The 16,885-nt window shown below is 61.0% G+C and carries 21 protein-coding genes; all 21 read right to left on the bottom strand.

Translation table 11 applies throughout. The features are described 5' to 3' along the window. Window position 1: 1 nt before the first annotated feature. Window positions 2–688, bottom strand: coding sequence for a phage tail protein (locus tag ACGJAX_RS13120; protein ID WP_390959308.1), 687 nt, complete (start codon window positions 686–688; stop codon window positions 2–4). Then, window positions 685–1,413, bottom strand: a complete 729-nt coding sequence (locus ACGJAX_RS13115) for a phage tail protein I (protein WP_390959307.1) — start codon at window positions 1,411–1,413, stop codon at window positions 685–687. The genes ACGJAX_RS13120 and ACGJAX_RS13115 overlap by 4 nt, the downstream gene beginning before the upstream one ends. Further along, on the bottom strand, window positions 1,410–2,396 hold the full coding sequence (locus ACGJAX_RS13110; RefSeq protein ID WP_390959305.1) for a baseplate J/gp47 family protein: 987 nt from the start codon (window positions 2,394–2,396) through the stop codon (window positions 1,410–1,412). The genes ACGJAX_RS13115 and ACGJAX_RS13110 overlap by 4 nt, the downstream gene beginning before the upstream one ends. Then, the gene (locus ACGJAX_RS13105) at window positions 2,393–2,719 is read right to left on the bottom strand and encodes a GPW/gp25 family protein (RefSeq protein ID WP_390959303.1); all 327 of its coding nucleotides are present in this window, start codon (window positions 2,717–2,719) and stop codon (window positions 2,393–2,395) included. The genes ACGJAX_RS13110 and ACGJAX_RS13105 overlap by 4 nt, the downstream gene beginning before the upstream one ends. Window positions 2,720–2,724: 5 nt before the next feature. Continuing rightward, window positions 2,725–2,952, bottom strand: coding sequence for a hypothetical protein (locus tag ACGJAX_RS13100; RefSeq protein ID WP_390959301.1), 228 nt, complete (start codon window positions 2,950–2,952; stop codon window positions 2,725–2,727). Window positions 2,953–3,007: 55 nt separating this feature from the next. Continuing rightward, window positions 3,008–3,565 (bottom strand): phage baseplate assembly protein V, encoded by a 558-nt coding sequence (locus tag ACGJAX_RS13095; protein WP_390959299.1) that lies wholly within the window; start codon window positions 3,563–3,565, stop codon window positions 3,008–3,010. Next, complete coding sequence (locus tag ACGJAX_RS13090) at window positions 3,562–4,080, bottom strand: hypothetical protein (protein ID WP_390959297.1); 519 nt, start codon at window positions 4,078–4,080, stop codon at window positions 3,562–3,564. The genes ACGJAX_RS13095 and ACGJAX_RS13090 overlap by 4 nt, the downstream gene beginning before the upstream one ends. A 1-nt stretch (window position 4,081) precedes the next feature. Continuing rightward, window positions 4,082–4,738 carry a hypothetical protein gene (locus tag ACGJAX_RS13085; protein WP_390959295.1) on the bottom strand — a complete coding sequence of 219 codons (657 nt, stop codon included), beginning with the start codon at window positions 4,736–4,738 and terminating at the stop codon, window positions 4,082–4,084. After that, window positions 4,735–5,055 carry a hypothetical protein gene (locus tag ACGJAX_RS13080; RefSeq protein WP_390959294.1) on the bottom strand — a complete coding sequence of 107 codons (321 nt, stop codon included), beginning with the start codon at window positions 5,053–5,055 and terminating at the stop codon, window positions 4,735–4,737. Before ACGJAX_RS13080 ends, ACGJAX_RS13085 begins: the two co-directional genes overlap by 4 nt. A 2-nt stretch (window positions 5,056–5,057) precedes the next feature. Then, window positions 5,058–6,053 (bottom strand): major capsid protein, encoded by a 996-nt coding sequence (locus ACGJAX_RS13075; protein WP_390959292.1) that lies wholly within the window; start codon window positions 6,051–6,053, stop codon window positions 5,058–5,060. A gap of 62 nt (window positions 6,054–6,115) precedes the next feature. Next, entirely contained in the window at window positions 6,116–6,460 is a 345-nt protein-coding gene (locus ACGJAX_RS13070; RefSeq protein WP_390959290.1) for a head decoration protein, read from the bottom strand. After that, window positions 6,457–7,611, bottom strand: coding sequence for a head maturation protease, ClpP-related (locus ACGJAX_RS13065; RefSeq protein WP_390959288.1), 1,155 nt, complete (start codon window positions 7,609–7,611; stop codon window positions 6,457–6,459). Before ACGJAX_RS13065 ends, ACGJAX_RS13070 begins: the two co-directional genes overlap by 4 nt. Then, window positions 7,608–9,089 carry a phage portal protein gene (locus tag ACGJAX_RS13060; RefSeq protein WP_390959286.1) on the bottom strand — a complete coding sequence of 494 codons (1,482 nt, stop codon included), beginning with the start codon at window positions 9,087–9,089 and terminating at the stop codon, window positions 7,608–7,610. Before ACGJAX_RS13060 ends, ACGJAX_RS13065 begins: the two co-directional genes overlap by 4 nt. Then, on the bottom strand, window positions 9,089–9,295 hold the full coding sequence (locus tag ACGJAX_RS13055; protein WP_390959284.1) for a phage head-tail joining protein: 207 nt from the start codon (window positions 9,293–9,295) through the stop codon (window positions 9,089–9,091). Before ACGJAX_RS13055 ends, ACGJAX_RS13060 begins: the two co-directional genes overlap by 1 nt. 1 nt (window position 9,296) lies before the next feature. Then, on the bottom strand, window positions 9,297–11,321 hold the full coding sequence (locus ACGJAX_RS13050; RefSeq protein WP_390959282.1) for a terminase gpA endonuclease subunit: 2,025 nt from the start codon (window positions 11,319–11,321) through the stop codon (window positions 9,297–9,299). 4 nt (window positions 11,322–11,325) lie between these two features. Further along, window positions 11,326–11,928 carry a terminase small subunit gene (locus ACGJAX_RS13045; protein ID WP_390959280.1) on the bottom strand — a complete coding sequence of 201 codons (603 nt, stop codon included), beginning with the start codon at window positions 11,926–11,928 and terminating at the stop codon, window positions 11,326–11,328. Window positions 11,929–12,073: 145 nt separating this feature from the next. After that, window positions 12,074–12,424 carry a phage holin family protein gene (locus tag ACGJAX_RS13040; RefSeq protein WP_008056035.1) on the bottom strand — a complete coding sequence of 117 codons (351 nt, stop codon included), beginning with the start codon at window positions 12,422–12,424 and terminating at the stop codon, window positions 12,074–12,076. Window positions 12,425–12,601: 177 nt separating this feature from the next. Further along, window positions 12,602–13,084, bottom strand: a complete 483-nt coding sequence (locus tag ACGJAX_RS13035) for a hypothetical protein (protein ID WP_390959278.1) — start codon at window positions 13,082–13,084, stop codon at window positions 12,602–12,604. Between the two features lie 328 nt (window positions 13,085–13,412). Beyond that, the gene (locus ACGJAX_RS13030; protein WP_390959276.1) at window positions 13,413–16,109 is read right to left on the bottom strand and encodes a DUF5906 domain-containing protein; all 2,697 of its coding nucleotides are present in this window, start codon (window positions 16,107–16,109) and stop codon (window positions 13,413–13,415) included. Beyond that, window positions 16,106–16,312 carry a TraR/DksA C4-type zinc finger protein gene (locus tag ACGJAX_RS13025; RefSeq protein ID WP_390959274.1) on the bottom strand — a complete coding sequence of 69 codons (207 nt, stop codon included), beginning with the start codon at window positions 16,310–16,312 and terminating at the stop codon, window positions 16,106–16,108. Before ACGJAX_RS13025 ends, ACGJAX_RS13030 begins: the two co-directional genes overlap by 4 nt. Next, complete coding sequence (locus ACGJAX_RS13020) at window positions 16,305–16,793, bottom strand: phage regulatory CII family protein (RefSeq protein WP_390959272.1); 489 nt, start codon at window positions 16,791–16,793, stop codon at window positions 16,305–16,307. Before ACGJAX_RS13020 ends, ACGJAX_RS13025 begins: the two co-directional genes overlap by 8 nt. Between the last annotated feature and the right edge of the window lie 92 nt (window positions 16,794–16,885).

Below are 16,885 nucleotides of genomic sequence, written 5' to 3'. Positions count from 1 at the left end.
GTCAGGCTCCGTAGGTTTGTTTAACGAAAAGCGTTTGCAAGGCAATAAGCCCAGCAGCATTAGCCGCAACGGCAGTTAACAGCCCGTCGTGATCCGACTCGGCACGCGTCTCGGCGTCCCGCATTCGATCCATCAGGTTGATAAGCTTTTGGCCCATCACTTGATCGACTTTGTCCTGGCTGTCGAGCGCGTCCTGTTGTTTTTGGGCACGCAACATGCCGGACAGACTCGCCGCCGCCAGCGCGGCCAACTCGGCCGATAACGTCAGGTTCAAGCCCGCGCCTGTAGAGATGATGGTCACGCTATTGGCCGGCAACGCGGTCAGCGACAGGTCGTAGGCCAGCAGCAACTCGGCCGTAGCCGACTTATAGGTCAGCGCCTCGGTCGGGTGCGACCACACCGCCAGCAGCGTGCCATCCGACAACCGAAAGCCGATCTCACGAGCCCAATAGGCTTTCCCATCGTCAGCCACCGCCGTGACGTGAATCAGGGTGTCGCTCAGGCGCTGGCCGTCGGAAATGGCGTATTTCGCCACCGGGGTGCGCAAGGCAGTCTGTGTGTTGGCCGGGGTGTAACCGCTGGTGCCCACTTCGATATGGGTGATTTCCGCCGCCACGCCGGTGTTGTCGGCGCGCCAGATGGCAGCCAGCCCGGCCTTGGTGATCAGAGGTTGTAAGGGGGTACTCATATGAGAACGGCCTCCATAGTGGCGCGAACAACGATTCGGGTGCGGTGCGCGTTCGCGACCGCAAAGCCCTGTTCTGCTTGAATAGGAACGCCCATCAGCTCGGCGCTTTGATGAACGACACAGCGAACGCTGGACGCGTTAGCCAGCCCCAGGGCTTGCTCGGCGGTGTCCATCGGTACGCCTTGCGCGTCCAGCGTGCGGCGCTCCAATTGCCGGGTTTGGCTGGCATTGGCCAGGCGAAAGCCACCGTCAAACCGCGCGCCGACCTTGAGCGCGTAGTGACTGCGCTCGTTCTTCGTCGCGTCGACCAGGGCACGCAGACGCTGGAACAGCTGCGGAGACAGAATCGATCCCTCGTCACCGCGGTTGTCGTTGGCCCAGGCGATCAACTCAAAGGTGTAAGGCACGGCACCGGGGATTTGCGTCCACTCCTTGAACTCGGCCCGCACCCCGACCGCCTTCAGCACCCGGCGTACCGCACCGACGGTGCCTTTGCGCTTGTGAACCGGGATCGACTCGCGAATCAGCGCGCGTTGCTGTTCTTCGCTGTCGGCGGCCTCCCAGCCTTCGACTGACATGGCCCAGGCCAACCAGGGCAAGAAGTCCACCGGACAGCGTGCCGAGTCGGCCACGCCCCGGATGATTTCCGGGTCAATGCCCAGGTCGCAGGCCGTGGCCAGCGCACGTTCCAGAGGCGTGCTACTCAGCGGTAATAACCGGCTCATTGAACGACCGTCCCTGTGACCTTGATCGAGGTGCAGCTGGGGTAATGCCGCTTGTCACAGATCACGTCGGCCGTGGGCTGTTTCAGCACCACCCGGCGCACGCCGGAGACGTGCAAAGCGGCATAGATCGCCGACAGCGACATTTCGCCCTCTAACTGCCGGGCCGCCTTGATCGCGGCCGCCAGCGCCGCATTGGCCGCCGCCAGAACGACCACCTTCGACGGGCCGTCTAAAATCTCCAGCTCGGCATCGACACTAAAGTTACTCGGCTGCCCGAGCTGGCTACGCGGCCTATCCGTGATCGGGCGCACGTCCTCAGCCGATAACGCTGCTTGCACGGTGGCCACCAGGGCGGCCGGCTCCACCGTGCTGTCGGGTGCCGGCAGCACGGCCAGAGACACGTCGCCGGGCAATGGATTGACCAGGCCGGCTGGGTAGTCGCAGACGACCACGATTGCCCCGGCCGGCAACTGATCGCGCACCGCCTGGCTGATCTCCGCCGCCTTGAAGGTCGGCGAATCCACCGACACACTCGCGACGTTGGCCGAGGCGGTCAGCGCGTGAAACTCATACGCGCCGCGACTGCCCGCCACCGACAGACTCTCGAGGGATAGCTGAGTGCGATACCGCAGCGCGTCGTCTTTCTCCATCACCGCCGCGATCGGCGGCACGGCATCAGGGTCGGCCGCCGTGATCGTCAGCCGCGCCACCCCGTAATCAGCCGCGCGATTGTCCAGATCCGTGCCGCGTGCATAGGCCAACAGACTGGCCTTCGCCGCGTCATTGATCCGCGCCCGGCTCATCAGCTTCTGATAGGCCGCAACCTCCAGCAGCTTGACGACCGGATCAGACTCCAGCACCGCCGTCCAGTTATCGCCCATCTGCAAACGAAAGTCGGCCAGCACTTCCTGGTAGATCTCTTCAAAATCCAACGACTCCAGCACGTCTGGCGCCGGTAATGCCGACAGGTTGACGACACTCATGCACTCACCTCCAGCAACACACCTTCGCTGACGTACTCGCCGCTAATTTGCAGATTGATTACGCCATTCAGGACGGACACCACGCGCACACGCTCCAGGCGCAAACGTGGCTCCCACCGCTGCAATGCTCGGGCGACTTCGGCCTGTACCGCGCTTTTCCAGCCTTCGTTAACCGGCAGGTCAACGAAGCGCCGGAGCGTGCTGCCGTACTCCGGCCGATAGCGACGACTGCCCAGCGGCGTGGCCAAAATGTCCGCAATGGACTGGCGAAGGTGCTCGACGCCGGAAATGGGTTGGCCGGTGTGGCGGTCCATTCCGATCATCGACATCACTCCTTGAGCGGCTGAAGGTCCGGGTGGGATTTCAGAAAGGTAATGGCTTCGACATCAGTGGTTTTTACCTGCACCTGCCCCATGGCCACGGCCAACGCACGGCCTGTTTCGGGAACGATCAGGACACGCGAGGTGTAAACCGTGTCACGGAAGGTCGAGAACTCCGGCGTCGGTTCGATGACCGTGTGTTCATCAGTGGTAGATGCCTCATTGGGCTTGGCCATGTGTTTTCTCCAGGCATGAAAAAGCCCGCACGGGGCGGGCTTTCAACGGTTGAAATTAATGCTTGTGGTTGGGCGTGTTGCCCGTCGTGTCGATAATGGCCGCATCACTGGTGATGTCCTGCGTGACATGCAACGGACCGTCGATATTCACCGCGCCATTCAGGTTGATCATCTCGCTGGTGACGTTGACGGCGCTGTCAGTAACCACCGCTTCGGTGCTGCCGACCTTGATCGATACCGTCCCGCTTGGCAGGGTAATGGTGTAGCTCTTGGCTTCCCAGTCGTACACCAGCGAACCACCATCCTCGAAACGCCAGACTTCCACATGATCGCGGTTATCCGGTTGCCCGCCGGCATCGCCGTAAAGCCCGGGAATAAAGGTGCCCATGCCGGCCTGGCCACTTGGGTTGAACAACACCCCCTGCTCATTCAGGCTCGGCGCCCGCCAGTGTCGGGCCTTGCCGGCTGCCAAACTGTGCCAGCGCACCCAGGCGCTCACCCAGTCACCGGACTGCACCCGTACGGCGGCCGCTGCCAGATCCACCCCGACCACGACACACGGCATCAACATGGCGGCGATCATGCGGTCATGTTCGGCCAGGGCGTAACTCATGGCACGTCATCCGCAGGAAAGAACTGCTCTTTGGTGTCGTTGTTGAAACCGAACCACAGTGAGCCCGGCGGCTCATCGGGCCACGGCCACTGCTGCGGGCCGAGGTAGATCTGCTGATTCCACTCCACCAGCCAGACGGTGTAACCATCCAGTTCCGGCCGGGTCCAGTCCTGTCCGGCTTGAATGAACACCGCCGGCTCGACTTCCAGCCCCCAGGTCTGCGCCCGCAAGATCAACGCCAGCTGGGTAGCCAGTTGCACGGCTTGCTGATGGTGATGTCGCTGGATCGGATCGACGACGATGCGCGCCTCGAACTTGCACACCAGCGTAGTTTCTCCCGTGCCGATGTCGGTACCGGGTTCGAACTCGGCCATCTCCAGAAACACCGCCGGCAGCGCTATACGATCTTCGATTTTCGGCCAGGCAGATACTGCGCGGACACCCGGCAATTCCGCGACCAGGTGCTGCTCGATGGCCTGGTAGAGTTGATCCAAACCAAATGGCTCATCCGACACGTCATTTCCCCTTCAGGTACTTTTGCAGTTCAAAGTTGAGCTCCTGCTGCAGGATCTCCAACAAGCGCTCATCGGCCTTGCGCACCCAGCTGTCGAAGTGCGGTCGTACCTGCTCCAGGGAGATCTTGGCCTTGGCCAGCGGGAAGCGACTGTCGTTCTCCGCAATCCAACCCGAACTGGCGCCGCCCCGCACACTGAGGGTGCTGTCGGGGTAGTCGTCCGGATTGAAGTGTTTGCTCGCCGTGCGAATCCAAATGTCGGGCTTGTTGCCGTAGACCTGCTTGAGGAACGCGCCTTGGTAACGGCGCCCGGCCACTGATACACCGCTGCCAGTCTGCCGCGCTCGGCCGATCCGGCTGGACTCGATGGCGTTCAAACCAAACCACAGCTTGCCGCTCATGGCCCCACCAGTGACTGGGTAGCTGCGCAATCGCTGACGCACCGCCGCGACGGCGATGCGCTCCTGTCGACTGACCGCTCGGGCGATGTGAGTGCGCAACCAACCCAACGTCTTGTTGATCGCGCGACGGTGCGCGGCGGCCGCCGCTTTGGGCACCACCTTGGCCAGCTCCTGGAACGCTTGCAGATCTGCCGACGAAGACTGAATCGAGATCATTCCGCCGTCGGACGAGGACTTAAAGTGGCTACCGACATTCATGCACGCATCCTCAGGATCAAGGCGACCAGGCCGTCGCCACTCGGCTCCAGCTGCAGCAGGTCGTAATCGCCACCGCCGTCCAGCGCGGGCAAGTCGATACTGACCAACATGCCCTGTTGCAGGCCCGCTGAATCGCTGACGCGGATCTCGAATCGCGGTTCGCGTAGGCCCGTGTTGAGCTTGCCGAACTTCGGCTGCAGCCAGGGTGCTGCGAACATACCGAGCACCGGTTCGTCGCGGCCTTCGATCCGCGCGCTGTCGCCCAGAGTTTCGAACACCACGTCATCGATATCGGCGACCAGGTCGCGAAAGCCCATGGTTAGAGTTCCAGCAGGATTTGCGCGAGCGGTCGAGTGCACAGGTGCAGCGGGTTCGACTGCGCTTCACCGGCCATGCCTTTGTTGAACGGCATCGGCTCGATTTTGCTGTAGTACGGCAGGCCTTCGGTGTTGACCGTTTCCATGTAGTCCGCCGGCGCGAACACCGAGATGTACAGGTCCGGCACGCCTTCAGGAATCAGCAGCGCCTTGTCGTCGTGGATGAAAGTCACGCCAGCGATTTTGCCGCGATAGCGCTCCCAGACGATGCCGCCGAACTCGAAACTTTCGCGGGCATCGCCGCGCAACGCCGCCGCCTGCTGACTGTTGAGATAGGTTTCTTTAACCGACTTGTGGACCAGCAGCTTGTTCCAGAAATTCTTACCGCACAGCGCGCGCGAGCCAGTGCTGGTGATACTGCCCAGGGCTTCCTCCTGCAGGTCCAGCGCATCACCACACTTGACGCGAAGTTCGGTGTCCGGACTGTTCAGCCCCATGGACATTTTCTTGCGGGTCACGCCAAAGGTTTTGTAGATGTCGAGCAAGACGGTGGTGCCGTCCGCATCCAGGATCTGGCCATTCAGCGCGCCCATACGCTGGAATTCGTGCGTGGCATCCAGCTGCCGACGCGCTTTGGCCAGGCGCTTGTTGACCACGTCCTGCACGGCCTGCAATTCGGAACGGGTGCCGAAGGCGCGAATGCCCTGGATCTCGTCGGCCTTGATAGCGAAGCGTTGCGGCAGGTGCACGGTGTTGAACGGGATCAGGTTGCGCTTTGTGCCGCTGACCACCAGGCCGGGCGTGCCTCGCTCCCCCGCTGGTACCAAGGCCAGGGTATCGCCGTCTTTTTCGATCTGCACGGTCAGGGTGTTGATGCCCTCTTCCTGGAACAGGCCGAGGCTGCTAATGCGGCCCGGGAGGTATTCCTGTTCGTTGATGGCGGCGGTCAGCGAAGAGACCGAAAACGCATCATCGTTAAAGATTTCAATGTCAGCCATGTAGCTATCTCCAGAAAACAAAAAACCCGCACTGGGCGGGCTGGGGAATCAGGGTGGTCGTCTTAGCGGACAATCACGAAGTGAGTCGCCAGTGCTTTTTCAGCCGCAGGATCAAGGCCGGTCAGGTGGACTTCGCTGACTTCCGCCAGACGCACCACCGCGCGACCACGACGCACTACATCCGATTCGCCCAAGGGACCGAACAGTATGGCGATGGCGTTTTCGGTGCCGTCTTCGGCGGCCGGGTCGTAAGGGGCAAACTCAGCGGTTGCGGTAACCAACCCCAGGATCTGCCCCGGCTCCAGTGCTGGGCCGGCGGCAACGTTGATGGCTTCGCGGGAAATGGTGCCCGCCCCTTCAGACAGGAGAAATTCGCCTGCATGCATGGGTTCGCGTTGAATGGTCATCGTCTTGCTCCTGTCGCAGATCGGGATTGACCGGTCTGCGCGGCTTGGCGGGCAGACCAGATGGATGGTTGATCGATTTGTTTGGCCCGCACCTTTGGCGCTGGGTCATCGTCCAGCGGCAAGCTGTTGTCGATTTCGAAGCCCTTACCGCTGGTGACGATTTTGTCGAACAGGCGCGCTCGAACAGCTGCGACGTCCAGTCCTGCCGCAACAAATTCGGCGCTGAACTCCGGCAAGCGTGCAGCCACACACAAGTCATTCACGGCCTTGGCACGGGCCAACTCGGCCTGGACGATTTCCTCGTTTTCGAGCTTGGTGGAGCTGAGTAGCGAATCGACAAGGTTGCTGATCCCCGCCTCAGCGCAACGCTGGGTAATCATCAGGGCTAGCTTTGCCGAGTCGACTACGGGCGATGTCAGCTGCGGATCCTCTGGCTCTAAATCCGACTCTGTCTCCGGTGGTTCATCAAGCTGCGCAAGCAATTCCGCCGGTGCATGCTGGTACCGCTGCAACACGCCCCCTTGGCCGAGACAGGCCTTGACCTTGACGCCGTCACCCACTTCATCGGCCAGCCCCAAGGCCACCGCTTCACTGGCGGTCAACCATGTTTCATTCGCAACCAAGCGTCGCAGCTCGCCCTCATCGATGTCCGGTGCCTTGGCCTTGTAGGCCGCTATGATGGCTTCCATCGTCTGATCGAGAACGTCAGCCACTTTGCGGAAGTCTTCAGCATCGCCGGCTGCGTAAGTCCAGGGGTTGTGAATCATCAACATAGCGTTTGAGGCGATCACCACGCGGTGCGCACCACACACGGCCACGCTGGCGGCACTGGCCGCCAACGCGTCGATACGGCCAGTGCAGCGCTCACCCAAGCGCGACAATGCGTTATGCATGGCCAGCCCATCGAACAGGTCGCCGCCGATACTATTGAAAGCCGCAATCACCGGTGAGACGCCGTCATCCATGGCGCGCAGGTCTTGCACGAACTGATTGGCGGTAACCCCCCAGCCGCCGATCTCGCCATAGACGAACACTTCGATCACTCGCTCGGCGGCGTCGCCGCTGGCCTGAAGGGCATACCAGGTCTTGTCTTGCACCGGCACGCGCTGGCCCGCCCGGTTGTAAATGCGCGGTCTCGCTTTTTTGCTCATGGTTGCTCCTTGTCATCGAGCGGCTCGACGGCTTCAAGAGTGTTGTAGTTGAGGCCAAGATGAGTGGCCCGGGCCAGGTCGGCCGCGTTTTCGGCGTCGACCGTTTCGGCGTCGTAACCGGTACGCAGGACCATTTCGCTACGCGAGGCGAACCCGGCCTGCACTTCCATCCGCCGCGCCTGCACGTCTTGCACCGGCTGGATGTAAGCCCAGCCTTGCGGCACCCAGCGGGTACGCAGGTATTCGCGGCGACGCTGGGCGTAGTCTTCCAGCACCAGAGCACCCGACAGCACGGCCATGTCCATCCAGGCTGCCCGCACGGGGCGGCAGAGTTGATGCACATACACGCTGAATTGCAGTTGCTCCAACCGGCGCCGGAACTCGTTGAGCACCACCCGCAACGCCCGGTCGTTGACCTCGCGCATGTCGCCTGTGAGGATTTCGTAGGGCGTTCCGGTACCGGCGGCAGCCGCCATCAGTTGCTGCCGCATGAAGTCCGGATAGTTGTTGCCGGCGTCCGGTGGCTTGGAAAACTCAACCTCTTCACCCGGTCCCAACTCCTGCATGGTGCCGGGCTCCAAGGCGACCATCGGCGTGAAGCCATCGCCATCCAGGCTCAGCGGTTGACCGGTAACCGGGTCTCTCGGCACGGGGCCGGAGTCCGGGGCTGGCCGGCTGATAAACCCGGCAAACAGGTTGGCCACTTCCTGGCGGAACAGCACCGCGTCGTCGTAGTTGTCGAGACTGCGCAGGCGTTTGAGTACCGGCGACAAGCGCGGTACGCCGCGCAGCTGGCCCGGCTCAACCGGCTCAAAGATGTGCAGCACCTGCGTCGCCGGCACACGCACCAGTTGGTTGTAACCAGCGTTCAGCGACGACGCATCGCGTGGATGCGCCAGGTACATCCAGTACGCCACCCGCTTGCCGCCGGGCGTGAACTCGATCCCCGCGCGGATAAAGTTGCCGTCGCGGGTGGTTTCGAACTTGTCATGCGGCACGAACTCCGGTGCCAGGATCTGCAACTGCAAAGGCACCGCGAGTCCTTCGTTCAGGCTACGTGGACGCAGCCGCACAAAACATTCGCCCGAGGTTTCCACCGTGCGAGCCACCAGCGCCTGTTGGCCATTGAAGTCGGTGCGCTCGTCGGCATCTGACTCATCGACCCAGTCGTCCCACAGTTCCTGCAGCAATTTGCGCAGGGCTTCGTCGTCGGTTTTCGGTCGCGGCGTGATGCCGGTACCGATCAGGTTGCTGACACGCTTGTCGATGACGTTGTAGGCATACGGGTCATTACGAACCGCTGCTCGCGACCGTGAGCGCAGATTGCGCAGTGCCGGTGTGTTGATGCTGTTGATTCCGTTGTCCGGCGCATCCCAACCAGTGGAACGACGGCCCTCCCCGGCGCCTTCGTAACTGGCCTTGATGTTCGACGGCAGCAAGAATCCGTTACGGGTGAGCGTCGGATAGTGGCGGGCCATTAGAGTCCTTTGCCTCCGTGGTACAGCCGGACCACGCGAGAGCGCGGTCCGGCCGAATTAACCAGCGAGGTGCGGATCTCGTCACGAGCTTTCAGCAGCTCATCGACCGAACGGTACTCCACGGTACGGTCGGTGTAGCGCACGGTTTTCTCACCGCGCGCGATGGCCGCCTCAACCGCGTCGAGGTGCTTTTGGGTAAATGACATATCAGCGTCTCTTCAGGTAACCGCTTGTGGAGCTGCGGCGTTGAGGTGGTGCTGCGGGTCGCGCTTGCACGACAGGAGTTAGTGGTTGCGGTGCGGGTTGCGGTACAACAGCGCGTACTGATTGCTCTGCATCACTGGCCTGCTCGCCTTGCATGGGCTTGATGCCCAAGGCTTCATCAAACAGACCCGACTGAGCCAGGGACTGACGCACACGCTCCCAGTCATGTTCCTTGTAGCGATTGAGGCCCAGGTAATGGGCCATGGCCAGGCAGTACACCATCAGGTCGAGCGCCTCGTTGCGTTCGGCCTTACCCTTGACCCATTCGATGCGCTTGTGGCCACGGATGTAGCGCGCGACCTTACGCTCGGCGACACACTGATCGAAGAAATCGTCGGGCAGGTCATTGGCGAAGTGCAATGCCCCTGGACCGGCTTCGAATGGGTAGCGGTTGTAAATCCAGTCCTTCGCGGTATCGGTACCAACAAACCACAGCTCGGCTCCGTTGCGTTCGGTCTGGCCTTTCCAGGTGACATCGACCATGGACGGGCGCTGGGCGATCACCGGCTTGCCGGGCTTGCTCGCGCCCTTGATGGCGAACACGTTGCGCCAGCGGCGGACGCGGCAGAACTGGTAAACCTCGTCGGTATGGTGACCGCCGGAGTCGACCGCCACCGCAAGAATGCCGAGGCCGACACCACACGGATGGCGATATTTAGCCTTGAGTAACTCGTCCAGCGCGGCCCAGGTGCGTTCGTCTGCGGGGTCGCCCGAGACGATCTGGTAGTCGATGACCCAGCGCTCCATGCCGACACCCCAGCCCATCGCCATGAACTCCAAACGATTGGCCTGAACGTCGACGGCACCGGTGATCATCAACACCGTCGCTGGCATCGAACCCAATCCGAAGAGCTCCAAGCGCGCCCGTGCTCGCAGCACATTGGCCTTGGTTTGCTCTTGAGCCGCGTCCCAAACCTTCGCCAGCCGGGTGTTGTAAAACACCTGCATGGGCTCAAGATCGCCTTTGGCTTGGGCCTTTTTGGCCTTCTCAAATTGCTTGGCCAGCGACTTCCAGTCCATCCAGCCGAGGGGCGAATACAGTGCGTTGAGGTGAAAGCCCACCGTCTCGCCGTCACCCTCGGCATGGGCGCGCCACTCGCCTTTCGCGAGCATTTCACCCTTGTGGTACTCCTCGATCAGCACGTCACAGTCCATCCCGGACGCCGCGCACTTGTAATGCACTACGCTGAAGTCGGCCGAGTACAGAAGGTTTTCCCACTCAAGCGTCTGCATGTGACCACAATACGGGCATGGCACGTAGTAGTGACGCTGATCGCTGCCCTCGAACAAATCGGAGATTCGCGAGGCGCCCTTGATCGTCGGCGAGCTGGAGAAGTAGAACTTCGCGTTGCGGCCGAAGGTACTGCCCCGCGTTTCCGCCAGCTCAATGGGGTCGCCCTCCTCTCCGATATCCACCTCCCAGCGGTCGATCTCGTCGCCGTAGATGTAGCGCGCAGACAGCTCCGACAAGTTGGCCGCTGAGCCGGCAGTGGTGACATACAGGGTGCCGCCCTCGAACTCCTTGGTGTCCATGGTGTTGCGCGAATCCCGCGAGCGGCTGGCCGCGACACGCTCACGCAACACCGGCGTCGCCTTGATGGTTTTGCCGATCCGCGACGACACCCGTTTGGCCAGGCCCAAGCTGGGCAACAGCGCCAGGATGTTCGACGGAGCCATGTGCATCAGGCCACCGATCCAATTGAGTCCAATCTGGGTTTTCATCAGCTGCGACGCGACCATGGTGATCACGCGCTTGCAGGGGTGAGCCGGCGAGAGGCAGCGCATGGGCTCACGGGCATATGGTGTACGCGAGGTGCGATACTGGCCGGGCTCTGCGGCACCGGTGTCACGCGGAATGCGCATGTACTCATCGGCCCACTGATCGATCCAGACATCCGGGTCGGGCCGGAGCCCACGGAAATACGCCTCACGGTATACCTCTGCACCATCAGGAATGTCCGAAGGCATAAGGTCAACTCATGGTCAGTGCGTGTTCAAGGTCTGCTGAAGACATGCGCTCGGCATCCTCCAGCGAGCGACGGATCGCCGCCGTCAGGTGTTTTTCGATTTCCCAAGGATCTGTCATGGACGCCAATTCGGGAGCCAGTTGTGGCGGCATGCCCAGCAGTTGATCGCGCAGCATGCGGCCGGCGTTGTAAGCACCCGTCTGCACCGCCGACGCGAACACTAGTGAGCCCTTGGCCTTGTGCAACTCGATCTCGGCGAGCTGTGCCAGGTTGTGTTCGCGAAGGGCACGGGCTTTCTGGAAGTCCGGCAACTGCCCGGTAGGGGCAATCACTGGCGGCGGCGCAGCCGTTGAAGTCGGTTCGACATGGCTGGACAGTTGGCTGTACACGTCACGCTGAAGCCGATCTTGGTGGTGCCGATCCGCAACAGCAGTTTTGCTCGGGTCAGCGGTGTCGCGAATCAACGCTTCGCTGGCCGTGACATCCACCTGCTTACCATCGGCGGTGAGCACCAGTCGGTTGTTGTTTTTCAACCAGGTGATGTAACTGGGCGCCCTGCCAATGCGAGCCGCGAAGGCGCTCTTTGACAGGTAAATTGGTTCTGTCATAAGCCCTCCTTTTCAACGGCTTTTCAACGCAAACCTTTCAATTTCAATGGATTGAATTTCAGTAAGCTGGCAACCCTGCCGCTAACACTTTCCCGCGGGTTTCCGACCCCGTGCCCACCGAATAACCCCAGGGTCCCCGGCGATTTCATGCCTGCCCGCCACCGCTCGGCGGTGCCTCGCAGATCCCGGCCCGCTTTGCCAACCACCGAGCGTACAAGCCACTGGCGACATCGGCGCCGAGGCAAGCCACAACGCTACCGATCGCAGCAGCGGTCATCAGGCTGCAACTGAGCGCCGTGGCGAGCATCACCGTCGCCAGGCCAAACACTGCCGAGGCCCCGAAGCGCAGTAGCACCCGCTTGACCAACACCGGCACCGCCATCCCTGCCGCATCAGCGCGCCACATCTCCCCGGTCAAACCCGCGAGTGCCACCAGAATCAGTAGCCAGGTAGGAAGATCGGCCAGCGACTGCTGCACCTCCTGTTCAGTCGACATGCGTTGCCTCCTCGGCAATGGAATGAAAAACCCCGCCGAAGCGGGGTTGGGTGACCGGCTCAGGGAAGGCCGGGTGAAGCGCGCACAGCACGTGCCAGGTCAGCGCCAAGGCGCAAATTTCATATCGTGGCGACTTTTTACCCCCTGAGTACGGAACCGAAAAGGGGTCATTTTCGGTTATCCGACTCGACGCAACTTTGACGCAACTTTGAGGAGACTTTGAGGCAAAATGCCCCGACCAGCGGTAAGCCACTTACGGGCATCGGCACGCTCAGCCAGCACTTGCAGCAGCCGTTCATGCAGACGATGCACCTGGTCGTAGTAAGTCTGTTTCGCTCTCGATTCCATCCCCAGCAGATACAGCTGCATCGGCCAGGTCGGCGCAGGGTCATCGCAGTAACGCAGCCCCGCCAGCCGCATCAGCCGATCACCCTGCTCACCCTGACGCCCAATCTCCGACAGCGCAGCGGCGATCTCCTGTGCGACCGCATCAGGCCCTGCTCCAGCTCCCAGGATGATTCGGGATCCGGGCGTGCCGCGTGGCGCGCAGCCACCCCACTCCATGATCGTTGCCATTGGGCTGCCCATGCCGCCGCTTTCGCCATTGAGCCGAAGTTGCTCACCCCAATGCTTCAGCAGTACTTCCATTGCCTCGATCATCGCCCTACTCCCCCGAAAACCGTACCCGACACAAAAACCACGCTACTCAACACAAACCCAACACAGATAAAACCCTTATAAATCAATAGCTTTAATCGAGTTGTGTCGAGTGTGTTGGGTTTGTTGGGTATTCCTGTCCTCGCATGAAAAAAATAATCAGCCATCAGAAACCGAACATCTAACGTCACGCCTGCGCGCACGCGTAGCGCAACCCAACACACCCGACACAAAGCCCGCAAACAGCCGAAATAGAAGGTTCCACCCTGTGTGGGGTATCCGAAATCAACCCAACACACACCCGACACACCCAACACACTTTTAGAAGTAGTCATGCGGCAGCCGCCTTGATGTGGTCCCAGCTGTCGACATGCCAGCCCGCCAGCTTCGCCTTGGCCCGCCAGTTTTCGACCTGCTTGCCCAGCTCGGCCGCCTTCAGTGATGGGGGCGGGGAAGCGTCCTGATCGACGGGAAAGAAGAACGCGCCAAAGCGCCGGTTGTTGCCATCTGTCCAGGGAATGGCCCGCGTCTTATCGACCTCGGAACTGATGAACAGCGAGAACTTCGTCTGACTCATCACATGCTCTTTGTTCCGCTGGCACCATTCGAGAAACAACGAGTAAAGGTCCGTCGACAGACACGGCCCCCAAAGCCCCTGGCCCAACTCGCTGTACTTCCACAGATGCAGGAACGTCTGCCATCCGGCCCGACTCAAGGCCACCAGTCGCTCACGGGCATCCGTTGACGGCGGGCGAGTCCGCTGGTTGAAGTCGCCCAAATCAACCGACAACAACCAGCCGTACAGCGCAGCGACACCACCTTGCTCCAGCTCGCGGCCGATTGCCTTTTGCCGCTCGACCGGCAACGTCTCCATGGGCCACATCACCAGCATCCGGCGGTCACTGTCGCTGATCGGCCACGGCAAAATCTCGTTGCTCAGGAACACCGCGTTCATATGGTTGGCTTCCTCCCAACCGTTGATGAACTTCGATTCCATCCGCACCGTCTTGCCGGTGATCAGGTGCTTGATCTTGCCCACCTGGTTGTATCGCTGATCGCGGCTCACCACCTCTTCGAATACCGACCACAACTTGCGGCTTTGCCAGGCGTTGAAGTTGCTCTCCAACTGCGTCTGGCCGACCGTTGCTGCATACTGGCCGTACAGCATGCCCAGCGCATCAGCGAACAGCAGGCTTTTGCCTGAGCCTTCCATGATCGAGTGCATCAGCACGGCGGTGTCCATCTTGGCGCCCAGGTGCTGCAACGGGTACGCCAGCCAGCGGATCAGCCATTGGGACGCCGCTTCATCGTGGTTGCACAAAAACGAAATCAGCCACCGCAGGTTGGCGCAGGCTTCGTCATCCCTGACTGGTTCGAGCGGCAAGCCATCAAAGGTATTGATGTACACCGCAGGGTCTTTGCTCATGGTCGGATCAAACACGATATGTTCGACATCCACGGTGCGCCGCTCACTGCTGTTCAACCACAGCGGATAAGTGTCACCTAGGGCCATCTTCACCGCGCCCTCGGCGATACGCCGTTTCTTTTCCCGATCCCAGACATCTTTGGTGCCGTCGATGTACACGTAACGGTCAGTCGGCGGCATACCCAGCGCGCCACCCTTCTTGCCCGACATGCGCCGCGCTTGCTCGATGTCGCGGACGTGATCATCAGCAATCAACCGTTTGCCCGTGTCATCCAGCCAAGCCTTGGCGAGTGGCTTGCCCACCCGCGCTTCGAATGCAGCTTTCTTCATCACCCGCGACTGGTCGCAGTCCCACACTTGCGTGGTGCCCTCGACCAGCGCAAAACGCCGAAGCAACTGGTCAAGTGTTAGCGCCTCCCCCGCGCCCCCATCAGGAGCAGGAGCGACCTCGCTGATGTCATCGTTCGCACAGTTCGGCTCGCTCATCACACCGGATGGGGTCGGGGGAAGATCCTGCGGATCAGGCCGGGATGAACGCTGCATACCCAACATACGCGCAGCATCCTTCACTGCCTTCGACTGATCGCCGCCGTGCTCGAGTAAACAGAACACCTCGAAGGCGTCGTTCTGATGCCCGTTCGCGAGCGGATCCGCACCGTGGTGCGAATAGACCTTGCCGTCAGCGATTGTCACACCTGGCAGGCCGGTGCTGCTCTGAGGGTAAAGCCACTTGCTACCCCGCTTGATATAACCGTGAGCACGCAACAGTTCTTCGATGTCGTGGCAGCGGTTGAACTCATCGATCACCGACGGCTGCTTGCCCGCGGCAGGTGCTGAACGCTTAATGACCTTCGCCGGCGCCCCGGTTGGCTTGATTGCCCACGGGCAGGCTGCCTCGGCATCACGCTTGAAAAATTCCCAGCCTTGCCAGATATTCAGCAGATCAACAGTCAGCGTCGGCAGGCCGTCGTTGGCATTCGGTGGGGTTTTCCAGGTGTAAGGCTTGCCGGTACCCGGATGAATCGAAGGCGGAAACACGTCCTGAACCAGGCCAGCGCGAAGCTCGAACACCGTGAAACGCTTGTACTCTTCAGCCTCCGCGCGCGCCGCAGCCTCCCCGACTGCATCTCCCTGCTCTTTCGCAGCTTTGGCTTTATCCATCAGACCTTTGTGAATCGAACCGTCAGGATCTTTTTCATTCGGCCAGGAAAGAGAGTGCCGGGTCAGCTCAATGCCTTCGGGCACTTTGAACACGACCCGGAAGCGCGCGGGGTTACCAACAATGGTCGGATACACCAACGCCATGGCATCCAGATCGACACCTAGCAGCTCGTATAACACATGCCGCGTCCACCGAACGTCGTCGACGTCCAGCGAACAGACACGGCTCGGCCCAAGCACGACGCCAAGATTGTGGTTGGGATTTCGCTGCCAGAATGCTTCAGCAGCAGACGCATCGGTGATGTAGCCGCCCGGCTGGTTCCACCCCTTGCCCTTTGGGGCTTTTTCACCTGGTTCAATCGATACCAGGGCGAGGTCGAAGGTGTTGATGTAACGCTTTGCCCACTCGGCGATGGCTAGTCCTTTGGCCGGTTCAGTCATCGCCGAGCCTCCCGCAACCCCTGACAGTCGACGCAGGTTTGGCAACCGGCAATCGTCTGCTGTCGAAGCAACGGGATGGGATCGTCGCAATCCGCGCAAAACTGAGCGCTGACGCGGCTGGATGGCACAAGACGACGACGCTGAAGCGCAACGTCGAGCAGGTATTGCGCCTGGTCGTTGGCGCGATCGATTTCATCAGCCATGAGCACGATCCTCCATCGCCTGACGAGCACCCGCCATGATTCCGAGAACTTCGCGGATCACGTCCATCCCCTGCTTTTCAAGATCGAGGACTTCGTGAAGCTCCCACACGTTGTCGGCAGCACCGTCGTGCATCGCCGCGACAAACTCGCCGGCCTCTCCAAGCAATTTGCCAACGGCTTTCAACGCATCACGCGTGGCCGGTACCGGCACCGGGCGGTACCAGACTGCACCCGCCGGGCGCATCAGCGCATCGAGCAAACGCGAATCGCCGGTCAACCTGATCAGCTCTTCCAGCTCATCAGGGTTCAGCCAGCGGCGCTCTTCATCGAGTTTGAGTTTCTTCTGAAGTGTGTCGTTGTCCAACACCATGTCAAAGGCAAGGGCGGTAATTCCGCCCTTGTAGTCACGACCAGCGCGATAAATCGCCTGTCGCAGTGGAAGGACCGGACCGGCGTCCGGCAAAAGATCTGTTCGACTCATAACCGTAAATCCCCTGTTTACGGTCTAGCCATAGTCCAGGGCAAACCCTATCCTACGACCACGACCGATGTGCATGTGCTGTGTATCGTCGT

The organism is Pseudomonas moorei (assembly GCF_042846945.1).
In the GTDB taxonomy this organism is placed as follows: Bacteria; Pseudomonadota; Gammaproteobacteria; order Pseudomonadales; family Pseudomonadaceae; genus Aquipseudomonas; species Aquipseudomonas moorei.
Note: the sequence above shows the minus strand (reverse complement) of the source record. Positions and strands in the feature narration are given on the sequence as shown.